Source organism: Methyloglobulus sp., from assembly GCF_046714055.1.
In the GTDB taxonomy this organism is placed as follows: Bacteria; Pseudomonadota; Gammaproteobacteria; order Methylococcales; family Methylomonadaceae; genus Methyloglobulus.
The window spans coordinates 1-11,182 of the sequence record NZ_JBKKBJ010000224.1; the positions used below are offsets into that span (position 1 = coordinate 1).

Genomic DNA, 11,182 nt, shown 5'->3' on the forward strand with positions numbered 1-11,182 from the left:
CATTAAAACTAAACTGACCCCGGGTATGGCGGCCTTGTGTCTTGGCGTCGGACCGGTCGGGGATCGCCACATAAGCGATGATGTGTTGGCCTTCGCATTGCTTGATTTGGTCGCCTTCATAATATCCGCTGTCGGCCAATACGGTTAAATTCCCTGATGCCAGGATGGCCTGGGCTTTGTCAACCATGGGCATCAGTTGCTGGCTGTCATTGCCGTCTTGGGTCACGGCTTCGGCAACAATGAGCTTGTGTTTGGCGTCAACGGCAACCCGTAAGTCGGAAGCGGCGTTAGCCGTGTTCCGACGTATTAGGCGGAACACCTAACGGTTTCCGCCCTACAAACAATTTCCATAAAACCAATTATCCCCACCACCCCAAAATTAACACCAACCCCACATTAGTTCCGTAAGATGGGCTTAGGCACGAAGCCCATCTTACGCGATTGATGGGCTGCACGCTGTTTAGCCCATCCTACGGCTCTCCGATTAGCCCAGGACGAACGGTAGTGATTGATTTAGATCGAGGTGAACTTGCCGACGGACGAAATCAGGGGTTCCTCGCACTACGGCTTTCTAGTGTAGGTGATTTCCATCATCTTCATTTCCTTGCCGCCGTGGTGAGCCCCATACATGTCAAACGTCTGGGTATTGCTGTCTACAATCTTCCAGACGGCACGATGTGTCATCTGTCCTCCGCCCGGTTCAGCGTGCTGCCCCTTCAGTGTGATGGTCCTGCCGTCCGCGCTCGCCGTGCCTTCCATTATGAAGATCCCTGTACCCATGGTATCCATCCACGCGGTGACATATCTCTTTCGAACGTTGTCGTAGGCATCGATCCCAATCCCTGAGAAAGGTTGCCCCATCATCTGGCCGGTGAATTCCTGGTAGAGAAAGCGCCCATCCAGCAACATCTTCATTTCCGCAGAGCCGGTTGATTCCGTTGGAGGCTTGCCGGGTTCCATCCACTCCTTGGTTTTGGTTGTCCAGCTTCCGGCGAGGCTGGCGAAAAGCTTATGGGGCTCGCCGGGCGTGGCCAGCTTCGTATAAAGCTCCATCATCGCCTGCTGGTCCATGTGTTGTTCCACTTTCACTTCTTTTGCGATGGCAACGGATGCCATCAGTAGGAAAATGAAATAGGTAAGTGTTTGTTGTAAGAAACGCATAGTTATCTCCTTGAGTTTGTGGTGAGTAAAGGTGTGTCAATGTTCTCGAGTCATTATCGTATCTTCATATCTCCTATTGGTTAAGGTTAGGGGGCCGGGTTTTAAGGTTATCTCGACCGGATGAATCCTGGCTATGCTTATTTGTCAAGTCCCGCCTAATCGATTAATTTTTCCCTGAAATAGTTACCTCCTGTTTAAGATTTAGTTCCGTAGGATGTGCTGAACGAAGGGAAGCGCATCGTTCGAGGTTGATGATGGGCTGCACGTTGTTTAGCCCCATCCTACGGCTTTTTGAAAGTGGCATAAATCGCCATAGCGTGTCCGTGTCCAATCCAAAATCTTCTTTGAGCCAAGCAACAATCTCTCCTGCTTTTACGCTTGGCTTAAGCAAGCCTTTTTGTTCGGCAAGTTGTTTAAACTCGTCCGCTGTTTTGCCGGTTTTTATCTTGATGTTGTCTATGTAAGCTTGAAATGACATAAGGGTTCCTGTTTGCGTTACCCAGTGAGTTTTTGATTATGAATAAGGTAAATTAGGTGCATGGCTTATTCATCAACCATCATTTCAAATCCGCCGTATATCATGCGCTTACCATCAAATGGCATGGGGTTCTGGTCAGGTTGCAACCGTGGATCAGACATAACTTTCGCCATGCCCTGATTACGTGCTTCACGCGATGGCCAAATTATCCAAGAGAAAACCACCATTTCGTCCGGTTCGCATTTGACAGCCATAGGGAAAGACGTGACTTTACCCTCTGGCACATCATCTCCCCAACATTCCACTAATTTTAGCGCACCGTATTCTTTGAATACGATAGCCGCTTTTTCAGCATGTGTTTTATAGATGTCTTTATTTTTTGTGGGTACAGCGAGAACAAATCCATCAACATAAGTCATAATATATCTCCTCAAGTTTACGTTATTGTTTCTATTACACCGAAAATTAAGTTATCGGCAAGCCTTTAATTTCTATCACATAACTTCGAACATCTCATCGCAGTTTACAAATATTTACTTTCAATTTCAGCAAAGTAGGCCGAAGAAAGGCGTATGAAATCTGCTTCATTCAATCTTATTTCATCTCCAATTTGGTATTTCAACACGGACTTGGCTGGATCAAATTTGATCGTCTTATCCGCACACATCCTATTGTTGTTATTCACCATTGAATTGCACAACATCCTCACTTCGTTGAGTGGATTGCCATCCTTCTTTTCTATGGCCCTAGCCCTATGAACGAAATAGCACTCTAAAGTAAGGGCCATGTTGTTAAAGAAATGCGGTTCAAAGGCTTCAATTGCGGCGTTAAGTAGCGGTACATCAGTTGCGGCTTGATTTCTCACTGCTACAACTAAGGTTTGGTAAGCGGAGACTTGTGCAGCGACTCTTGAACGGCATTCGTCTATATATTTTTGAGTGTAGTTATTGACGCAAAGCATAAAGTATTTTCCTTTCTCTTCAAATTTTCACAGTCAAAAATAGGATGCTCGCCACAATCGAAGTCGCCATAAGTCGTGTTGATAGCTTATGGACTAAAACCAGTTTCCGGTTTTTTTGCTTGATCAGTACCATGCTTATGCCGATTGTGAAATTTGTCAGCAATGTCAACGCCGCCACATATAAGGAGATTGTGGAATACAACTTATTGTCCATCACTCCTTGCAGTTTGTAGATTGATGCGATGACTCCACCCGACACTAATAAAAAGAGAATTATATGGGCGGCCAATTTCACAATGCCATAGGGCTTTGCTGTATGGCCAAGGCGGCCTCCTACCGTTGCTGTAATCACAAAAAATATGGCTGTAACTACAACGCTAATCAAAACAGATTCCATATCATTCTCCATCTTATTTTATTGCTTCAGGCTCCATATAAAACACTTCCCAAATATGCCCGTCTAAATCCTGAAAGCCATGTGCATACATAAAACCATGGTCTTTCGGTTCGTTATAAGTCGTACCACCTGCTGCAAAGGCTTTACGTACTATTTCATCGACCTCTGTTCGATTTTCGCAGGTTAAAGCTAATAGCACTTCGGTACTTTTTGTGGCGTCACTTATGGATTTAGGCGTAAAAGTTTTGAATTTTGCCTCAGTCAATAACATAACAAAGATGTCATCACTCACGATCATGCAAGTGGCGGTTTCGTCGGTAAATTGGGCATTGAAGGTAAAGCCGAGTTGCGTAAAAAACCCGATGGCTTTGTTCAGGTCTTTGACGGGTAGGTTCACAAATATTTGTCTGGACATCCTGCTTTCCTTTTATCAGTGTGTAGGGGGTTGTTTTACATCTTTTTAATCATTGTCACCAGTTGATCGAGCGCTGCTTCCCAGCCTTCGTGGAAGCCCATTTGTTCATGTTTGACACGCGCTTCTTTATCGGCGTGCATCACCAGTGCCGTGTATTTTGTGCCATTTGTGTGCGCCGCAAGCGAAATGACCGCCGTAAGAGCGAACTCAGCGCACGGGTGTTCAGCACTTCCTCCAGATTGATTGGCTGGTCGGAAACCGGGTTCAAGTGCGTTTGTCCAAACCAGCTTTTCATTGTTAACAACTTCTAAATAGCAACCGATGTTGGGGAAATCTTGCCCTTCTGGTGAGCGCATCACGGTACTGAATATTCCGCCAGCTCGAAGGTCAATTTCACAATCCACAGTTTTCCACGGTACAGGCGTAAACCATTGTTTAAGTTGTTCTGGGGTCGTCCAAGCGGTCCAAACCAGCTCTCGTGGCACGTCAACAACGCGTTCAAACATGAGGTCTAATTCAGGGTTTGGTTGATATTGATTGGAATTAGTCATTGTTTATTTTCCTGTGATTGAAGTTCTATGCAATACGCTTCACGCCGATTTTCCCGAGAAGCAAGCCTCCATTCGGCTTTGGAATTCACTGGGATCAACATCTTCGACGTGCGTGGCGATCAGCCAGTGATGGCCGAAAGGATCGACCAACTTGCCCATGCGGTCTCCCCAAAATTGATTTTCGAGCGGCATTGTCGCTTTGGCGCCTGCCTCGACGGCATCGGCAAAGACGGCATCCGCATCGGTCACGTAAAGATGCAGTGTGACGGGACTACCACCGAGTGCTTCAGGGGAAGTGGAGCCGCATCCTGGATTTTCATCCGAGATCATGAATATCGAATCGCCAATTTTGAATTCGCCGTGGGCGATTTTTCCGTCGGGCATATTGAGCCGGCACAGCTCGCTTGCACCAAAGGCTTTTTTGTAGAATTCAAGCGCATCGGATGCTCCCCGGATTGTCAGGTATGCGCTTAGCGTGTGGTAACCCTCTGGTATGGGTTTGATTTTAGTGGTCATGATTGTTCTCCTGGTTAAGGTTGAGTGGTTGTAAAATTTTGCCTACACTGTCAGTCGAATGGCAGTTGTCCGAATCGACACTTCTGTTGAAAATTTCGATTGCGCTGAATTGCTCTACGCTACATCTTGACGAAAATTTTAGTCGCCATGATGTCGTCTCCTTTTCATATTGGATTGAATTCACTAGGTAAATGTCCTAGCACCCATTTTTATTGCCAAGCAATTGTGTGTGATAATAAAACACCATCTGGCTTTTGAAAAGAACCACATTGTAGAGATAGTATGGATCCAATTTTTGAGTTGTCCTTAATCATGCCGACGCGAGATTCGCGCAAGCTGCTCCGTGCGCTGCACCATCAGTTACGTACGGCGATTGTGAGTGGAAGATTGCAACCCGGCTTACGATTGCCGGCAACACGCAAGCTCGCCGCCTTGACGGGCGTGTCACGCAACACTGCCGTGGCAGCCTATGAGTTGCTGCAAAGCCAAGGCTATATCAGTATTCGCCCCGGTGCAGGGGCATTCGTAACCGATCAGGATTCCCAGCCGATGCGCCGCAGCCCATCAGTAAGTGATTCAAATACAGATTCCCGTATCGTTTCTTTTTGGCGCAATCCTCCGTCGCTACCAGCACCCTTTCAGCCCCCTTATCGTTTCGATTTTAGAATTGGCCTTTCCGATCAGTCGTCCTTTCCCTTTCAAGTTTGGCAACGCTTGTTGGTGCGCTCGCAACGGTCATTATCGAAAACACCCACTTCTTATGCCGACCCCCAAGGCCAACCTACCCTACGGAAAATGATTGCCTCGCATGTATCCACTACACGCGCTGTTGCCGTCCAAGAACATGACATAGTGGTCACAGGAGGGACTCAGCAAGCGTTGGATCTTCTGGCCCGGATTTTAGTGACGGCAGGACAAACCACGGTTGCTTTCGAAGATCCTGGATATAGGCCTGCACACATTGCTTTCGCCGCTGCGGGTGCTAAAGTGGTTACCGTTCCAGTCGATAAAAACGGCATCATCGTTGAGAAAATTCCACCAGGAACGCACATCATTTATGTAACCCCTTCACACCAATTTCCACTAGGGTGTGTGATGTCCGTTGCGCGGCGCATAGCGCTACTTAATTTCGCACGGTTACACGGCGCAGTCATCATTGAAGATGACTACGATAGCGAATTCCGCTATAAAAGCAGCCCTCACGATGCGCTGCAAAGCATCGATCATAATGGGTCAGTGTTCTACCTTGGCACTTTTTCAAAAAGCCTGTTTCCCTCACTCAGGATCGGGTTCGTTTTGGCTCCACCCTGGGCGCGGCACGCCCTCGTCGCGGCCAAGCGGTTTAGCGATTGGCATAGCCCCATTCTCGAACAGGAAACGTTGGCCACTTTTATTGCTGAAGGCCATTTAGCCCGCCATATCCGCAAAATGCGCAAAATCTATGGTGAACGGCGTACTGCCCTGACAAAAGCCATCGCGAGCCATTGCAGTGATCTTTTGGAACCTATCTCAGTCGATTGCGGCTTGCATCTGACCGCATGGGTTAAGGGTAATTTAATGGCATCAACAATTGCTGCCCAAGCAGAAGAAATTGGAATCGGGCTTTATTCGCTGGCCCGCTATCCGATTGCCGGAAAGGGGCAGAACGGCCTTGCCTTTGGCTTGGGCATGATTAGGGCTGAACAGATAGACGAGGCCATCAACAGCCTTGCCGGACTAATGCGCCAGTCATTTCCGAATGGCGCAAAACTCTAGCTCATGACCATCTGGATCAGGAAAATACACTGAAACGGCATTCATCCAGTCCAATGATACTGGACCTTCCACTACTACATTCCTGCTTTCCAAATAGTCCTTCAGCCCATTCAATTCAGTTTCATCAACCCTGAAGGCGAAATGTTGCCGCAGCCAATTTCCCTTGTCTTCCTGCAATACAACCATGCCATTGTTGTTTCCAACCCAGAGAAAAAGCCAGCGACGCTTTTCATCGTAGAGCCCTTTTTTAAAGCCAAGAACTTCTTGGTAAAACTTGGACGACACGTCCAAATCCTTAACTTTGACCGCGACCTCAAATACACCGTCGATTTTCATTGCAAACTCCTCGCCATTGCAGGGGATAACGTAAAGCAAACCGGGCGCGGCACGGGAGGCTGAAAATAAAACCGTCTATAACCGCGCCCCAGTTTAGCTTTGGGTTAGGCTAATTTAAACACGTCCCTAAGCAAAGCATCCGAAAATCCGTGTAACATCAGTTTTTAATTTACTCAAAAGTTAGTACACAATCATATTTTGGATTGTGCATGTTCAATCAACCATTGGATATATTCCAGTTGCACGTCTTCCTGGCGGGTGGCTAGATACATGGTCTTGGTCATCGGCAGGTTTTTAAACCTTAGGCTGACCACGTCTGGATTTTTGACTTTATCGGCCAGCAACCATTCCGGCAGCAGGCAAACACCGCGTTGGCTGGCGGCTAACTGCAACATAATGTCGGTTTCTTCCACGGTGATATGGGCTAGCGGTTCAATCCCGGTGGGTTGCAGGACTTTCCTGAACATATCCAGGCGCTCCCGTTCGACCGGGTAAGTCAGAATGGTCTCCTGTTGCAAATCGGCCGGTTCAATCACTTTAAACCCGGCGAGCCGGTGTTGCTTGGAGACTATTAACACCAGCTCAAAATCGAACAAGGGCTGGTAATGCAGCACACCGTTAAACACGGGGTCGGAAGTCAGCACTGCGTCAAGCTTGTATTGTTGAATCGCTTCGAACGAATTAAACCGGTAGCGGGATGTCACTTCGATGGCCAAATCCGGCCAGGCTTGCAGGTAGGGCTGAAGAATCGTGCGAAACCATTCATAACAGGCATGGCAATCGATGCCGATAGTCAGTTTTCCTATTTTTCCTGTCGCCAACAGGGTCAGGTGCTGCTCGGCGGAATCAACGGTGGCAATGACCGATTCGGCAACATCGGAAAGGTAGTGACCTGCCTGAGTCAACACTAAGGTGCGTCCTTGCTTACGCCACAGAATAATCCCCAAACGCTGTTCCAGGTTTTTCATCTGGTGCGATAAGGCAGATTGGGTCAGATGCAGCGATTCTGAAGCGGCATTCAAGGTGCCGCGTTGTTTAAGCGCCAACAGGATGCGAAAGTGGATCAGTTCCATATTGATGAATATTTCTCATGTAATAGTGAGAAACTATCAATATTTTTCACAAATAACAAGCCCTACAATGCCATTTTGTGTTTAATCTACGTGGAGCAGTATTGATGACTAAAATTCATAACCTCGGTTTCCCTCGCCTGGGCGAAAACCGCGAACTGAAATTTGCCCTGGAACGCTATTGGCGTAGCGAAATAGATCAGGACGAATTACAGGGAATCGCCGGCGAAATTCGGCAACGTCATTGGCGACTGCAAGCCAGTAGCGGCCTGGATTTTATTCCGGTCGGTGATTTTTCCTACTACGATCAGGTCTTGGACACCAGTGTCATGCTCGGCGTTATTCCAGAACGGTTTGGATCATCAATCGGCCTTGATACCTATTTCAGGATGGCTCGTGGTCAGGCAAACGATGGAGTGCCCTTTCGGGCGTGTGAAATGACCAAATGGTTCGACACCAATTATCATTATCTAGTCCCGGAATTGGCATCGAATCAGCATTTTGCCCTGTCTAGCACAAAGTTATTCGATGAAACACGCGAGCTACAAGCCTTGGGCTATCAGCCGAAACCGGTATTACTGGGGCCCTTGACCTGGTTATGGCTGGCGAAAACGACTGGCGACTTCAACAAACTTGATCTAGTAGACCGCTTGCTGCCGGTTTATGGGGAAATCCTGCATCGCTTGGCAGACCAGGGCGTGGAGTGGGCGCAAATCGACGAACCGATCCTGGTGCTGGATTTGCCCAATGCCTGGAGAAACGCGTTTGAGCTTGTCTACAATCGATTGCAAAGTAGCCCGGTTAAAATGCTGTTGACCACGTATTTCGGGGAACTGGGCGAACTTACATCATTCGTTTGTAAATTACCGGTTGCCGGGCTGCATATCGATTTAGTCAGGGCGCCTGAACAATTGACGGCGGTTTTGGATAACTTCGCCAACCATAAAGTGCTGTCATTAGGGCTTATCGATGGACGCAATATCTGGCGTACCGATTTGAAAGCTGCCTTAACAACCATCGCTACAGTGCGGGACCGCTTTAAAGGGGAGCTTTGGCTAGCGCCTTCCTGCTCCCTACTGCATGTTCCTATCGACCTGGAACACGAAGCCGCTTTAGACCCAACCATCAAATCTTGGCTGGCTTTCGCAAGGCAAAAACTCACTGAGTTGGAAATTTTGCGCCTGGCAATAGAAGAGCCAGAAGCAGCTGAACCGGAATTGATCGCTTCGGCGAATGCAATCCACTCACGTCGGGAATCCGGTTTGATCCATAATCCGGCGGTACAGACTGAACTCGCGAAGGTCAATAGTGCCATGTCGCTACGTCAAAATCCTTTCCCTGTACGAAGGGAGCAACAACGTGCAAAACTCAATTTACCCAGCTATCCAACCACAACCATCGGTTCGTTTCCGCAAACACCGGAAATTCGAAAAACGCGCCATGATTTCAAGCAAGGTTTGCTCAGTGAAGACGACTACGTCCGACAAATGCAACAAACGATCGAGTTCTGCGTCAGGGAACAGGAAAATCTGGGATTGGATGTGTTGGTGCATGGCGAAGCAGAACGCAACGACATGGTGGAATATTTCGGCGAACAGTTGGACGGTTTTTTGTTTACCGCTAATGGCTGGGTGCAATCTTATGGCTCCCGTTGCGTTAAACCGCCAATCATCTACGGCGACGTAAGCCGGCCAAAACCGATGACCGTGCGCTGGAGCCAATATGCCCGGTCGCTGACCGACAAACCCATGAAAGGCATGTTGACCGGACCTGTAACCATTCTTAACTGGTCGTTTGTCCGCGACGACCAGCCACGATCAACCACCGCTTATCAACTGGCCTTGGCGTTGCGTGACGAAGTGATGGATCTGGAAAAAGCCGGTATCCCGATTATTCAAATCGATGAGGCCGCTTTCAGGGAAGGCTTGCCGCCACGCCAATCGCGTTGGCAGGCTTACCTGGATTGGGCGGTACGTGCCTTCCGTCTGTGTTCAAGCGGTGTAAAAGATAGCACACAAATCCACACCCACATGTGCTACTCGGAGTTCAACGACATCATTACTGCTATCGCCGATATGGATGCCGATGTGATAACGATTGAAACATCCCGTTCCAATATGGAACTATTGGATGCCTTTATCGATTTTAATTATCCGAACGAAATAGGGCCAGGCATTTACGACATACACAGCCCGAACGTGCCGACAACCCAAGATATGATTGCTTTGCTGAAAAAAGCGGGGGAAAGGATTGACCCAGACCAATTATGGGTAAACCCCGACTGCGGGCTAAAAACACGGCAGTGGCACGATGTCAGAATCTCATTAGCCAATATGATCGAGGCCGCTAAGATTTTAAGATCGTCTTTCGTATAACTCCAAAACCTAAAACCACAAAATTTATATGTCAGGTTTAAGTGTATTTGCCATTGGCTTGAACATCTCCCTATCTGGAACGCGCAACTTAGGCGCTGAACACGTACGGACAATTCGTGTGACACTGATGCAACTCCTATAGTTATTCAGATAAGACCACTTCAACCTGGCCGACGATTACTTTTAACAACAAGTTAAGCACGACAAATTAACGCTATTACGACCATTCAGAAACTTTTGGCGCACGATTTTTTCCGTTTCGTGAGGTGGCTATAACAAACAAAGAAAGTCGGTAAGATTGCTCTCGATTTAATAGATAGTTACAATTCCTTAGAATCTGGGGATATAGCAGACCTGGACATCCTAACTATCGACCCCAAATCGCACAATACTTATCATGCCAGAATTACCCGAAGTTGAAACCACAGTGCGGGGTATCGCGCCGCATGTTGAAGGGCAGACTGTCAAACAGGTTATCGTCCGACAACCTCAATTGCGCTGGCCTGTGCTGGAAACGCTTAATGACACCTTGACTAATCTCAGCATCAGGTCGGTCTCCAGAAGAGCCAAGTATCTCCTGTTCTCTACCAATGCAGGCACGATACTCCTGCATTTAGGCATGTCCGGGAGTTTACGGATTATGCCGGAAGGAAAGATTGCCGGCAAACATGACCACATCGATTTTATTTTTTACAATAGCTCTTTGCTGCGTTATAACGACCCTCGCCGCTTTGGGGCAGTGTTGTGGACAACCGTTCCTGTGGCAGAACATAGCTTGCTCAAAGATTTAGGGCCGGAACCGCTATTGTCCGGTTTTGACGGCAACCACCTGTACCGGCAATCCAGAAAGCGCAAAATGCCGGTCAAGTCGTTTATCATGGATAGCCATATTGTCGTCGGTGTTGGCAATATCTATGCGAATGAAGCCTTGTTTATGGCGGGCATACACCCTACGCGGCAATCCGGAAGAATCTCTTTGCCGCGTTATCAGCACCTAGCCGACTGCATTAAAACAGTTTTACAAAACGCTATCCAACAAGGCGGAACTACGCTGCGGAACTTCGTGAATGAAGCGGGAAATCCCGGTTATTTCAAACAACAGCTTCGTGTGTATGGGCGTGCCGGATTGCCCTGCCGACACTGTTTGCAACCATTAAAAGAAATAAG

General features: G+C 47.9%; 14 protein-coding genes. 3 read left to right on the top strand and 11 right to left on the bottom strand.

The window, feature by feature from the left end; genetic code table 11:
* The 9 genes from ACLQ6D_RS13590 to ACLQ6D_RS13630 form a co-directional block, all read right to left on the bottom strand.
* The coding region (locus ACLQ6D_RS13590) for a transposase (RefSeq protein WP_411727856.1) at window positions 1-319 on the bottom strand (319 nt) is incomplete at its 3' end.
* A 242-nt stretch (window positions 320-561) separates the two neighbouring features.
* Window positions 562-1,161 (bottom strand): DUF1579 domain-containing protein, encoded by a 600-nt coding sequence (locus ACLQ6D_RS13595; protein WP_411727857.1) that lies wholly within the window; start codon window positions 1,159-1,161, stop codon window positions 562-564.
* Window positions 1,162-1,324: 163 nt separating this feature from the next.
* Window positions 1,325-1,639 carry a DUF4287 domain-containing protein gene (locus tag ACLQ6D_RS13600; RefSeq protein ID WP_411727858.1) on the bottom strand — a complete coding sequence of 105 codons (315 nt, stop codon included), beginning with the start codon at window positions 1,637-1,639 and terminating at the stop codon, window positions 1,325-1,327.
* Window positions 1,640-1,704: 65 nt separating this feature from the next.
* Window positions 1,705-2,058, bottom strand: coding sequence for a DUF1428 domain-containing protein (locus ACLQ6D_RS13605; RefSeq protein ID WP_411727859.1), 354 nt, complete (start codon window positions 2,056-2,058; stop codon window positions 1,705-1,707).
* A gap of 104 nt (window positions 2,059-2,162) precedes the next feature.
* Window positions 2,163-2,600, bottom strand: a complete 438-nt coding sequence (locus ACLQ6D_RS13610; protein ID WP_411727860.1) for a hypothetical protein — start codon at window positions 2,598-2,600, stop codon at window positions 2,163-2,165.
* A gap of 19 nt (window positions 2,601-2,619) precedes the next feature.
* On the bottom strand, window positions 2,620-2,997 hold the full coding sequence (locus ACLQ6D_RS13615) for a hypothetical protein (RefSeq protein ID WP_411727861.1): 378 nt from the start codon (window positions 2,995-2,997) through the stop codon (window positions 2,620-2,622).
* 13 nt (window positions 2,998-3,010) lie between these two features.
* Window positions 3,011-3,412 carry a VOC family protein gene (locus ACLQ6D_RS13620; RefSeq protein WP_411727862.1) on the bottom strand — a complete coding sequence of 134 codons (402 nt, stop codon included), beginning with the start codon at window positions 3,410-3,412 and terminating at the stop codon, window positions 3,011-3,013.
* Window positions 3,413-3,447: 35 nt separating this feature from the next.
* On the bottom strand, window positions 3,448-3,963 hold the full coding sequence (locus tag ACLQ6D_RS13625) for an SRPBCC family protein (protein ID WP_411727863.1): 516 nt from the start codon (window positions 3,961-3,963) through the stop codon (window positions 3,448-3,450).
* 39 nt (window positions 3,964-4,002) lie between these two features.
* Window positions 4,003-4,479, bottom strand: a complete 477-nt coding sequence (locus tag ACLQ6D_RS13630; RefSeq protein WP_411727864.1) for a VOC family protein — start codon at window positions 4,477-4,479, stop codon at window positions 4,003-4,005.
* A gap of 282 nt (window positions 4,480-4,761) precedes the next feature.
* Between ACLQ6D_RS13630 and ACLQ6D_RS13635 the strand changes: the two genes are divergently transcribed.
* Window positions 4,762-6,234: a PLP-dependent aminotransferase family protein gene (locus tag ACLQ6D_RS13635; RefSeq protein WP_411727865.1), complete on the top strand. Its 1,473-nt coding sequence runs from the start codon at window positions 4,762-4,764 to the stop codon at window positions 6,232-6,234.
* Here ACLQ6D_RS13635 and ACLQ6D_RS13640 read toward each other — a convergent pair.
* Together ACLQ6D_RS13640 and ACLQ6D_RS13645 are read right to left on the bottom strand one after the other, a co-directional pair.
* Entirely contained in the window at window positions 6,208-6,570 is a 363-nt protein-coding gene (locus tag ACLQ6D_RS13640) for a VOC family protein (RefSeq protein ID WP_411727866.1), read from the bottom strand. The two genes, ACLQ6D_RS13635 and ACLQ6D_RS13640, sit on opposite strands and share 27 nt — an antisense overlap.
* Before the next feature lie 191 nt (window positions 6,571-6,761).
* On the bottom strand, window positions 6,762-7,643 hold the full coding sequence (locus tag ACLQ6D_RS13645) for a LysR family transcriptional regulator (RefSeq protein WP_411727867.1): 882 nt from the start codon (window positions 7,641-7,643) through the stop codon (window positions 6,762-6,764).
* Between the two features lie 104 nt (window positions 7,644-7,747).
* Between ACLQ6D_RS13645 and metE the strand changes: the two genes are divergently transcribed.
* Together metE and mutM are read left to right on the top strand one after the other, a co-directional pair.
* Window positions 7,748-10,015 (top strand): 5-methyltetrahydropteroyltriglutamate--homocysteine S-methyltransferase, encoded by a 2,268-nt coding sequence (gene metE, locus ACLQ6D_RS13650; RefSeq protein ID WP_411727868.1) that lies wholly within the window; start codon window positions 7,748-7,750, stop codon window positions 10,013-10,015.
* Between the two features lie 397 nt (window positions 10,016-10,412).
* Window positions 10,413-11,182 (top strand): bifunctional DNA-formamidopyrimidine glycosylase/DNA-(apurinic or apyrimidinic site) lyase (gene mutM, locus ACLQ6D_RS13655; RefSeq protein ID WP_411727869.1); only part of this gene is annotated, 770 nt, incomplete at its 3' end.

Bases quoted from the DNA above. Each gene is read 5' to 3' on its own strand.
- ACLQ6D_RS13595 (WP_411727857.1), bottom strand. From the start codon at position 1,161: ATGCGTTTCTTACAACAAACACTTACCTATTTCATTTTCCTACTGATG.
- ACLQ6D_RS13600 (WP_411727858.1), bottom strand. From the start codon at position 1,639: ATGTCATTTCAAGCTTACATAGACAACATCAAGATAAAAACCGGCAAA.
- ACLQ6D_RS13605 (WP_411727859.1), bottom strand. From the start codon at position 2,058: ATGACTTATGTTGATGGATTTGTTCTCGCTGTACCCACAAAAAATAAA.
- ACLQ6D_RS13610 (WP_411727860.1), bottom strand. From the start codon at position 2,600: ATGCTTTGCGTCAATAACTACACTCAAAAATATATAGACGAATGCCGT.
- ACLQ6D_RS13615 (WP_411727861.1), bottom strand. From the start codon at position 2,997: ATGGAATCTGTTTTGATTAGCGTTGTAGTTACAGCCATATTTTTTGTG.
- ACLQ6D_RS13620 (WP_411727862.1), bottom strand. From the start codon at position 3,412: ATGTCCAGACAAATATTTGTGAACCTACCCGTCAAAGACCTGAACAAA.
- ACLQ6D_RS13625 (WP_411727863.1), bottom strand. From the start codon at position 3,963: ATGACTAATTCCAATCAATATCAACCAAACCCTGAATTAGACCTCATG.
- ACLQ6D_RS13630 (WP_411727864.1), bottom strand. From the start codon at position 4,479: ATGACCACTAAAATCAAACCCATACCAGAGGGTTACCACACGCTAAGC.
- ACLQ6D_RS13635 (WP_411727865.1), top strand. From the start codon at position 4,762: ATGGATCCAATTTTTGAGTTGTCCTTAATCATGCCGACGCGAGATTCG.
- ACLQ6D_RS13640 (WP_411727866.1), bottom strand. From the start codon at position 6,570: ATGAAAATCGACGGTGTATTTGAGGTCGCGGTCAAAGTTAAGGATTTG.
- ACLQ6D_RS13645 (WP_411727867.1), bottom strand. From the start codon at position 7,643: ATGGAACTGATCCACTTTCGCATCCTGTTGGCGCTTAAACAACGCGGC.
- metE (WP_411727868.1), top strand. From the start codon at position 7,748: ATGACTAAAATTCATAACCTCGGTTTCCCTCGCCTGGGCGAAAACCGC.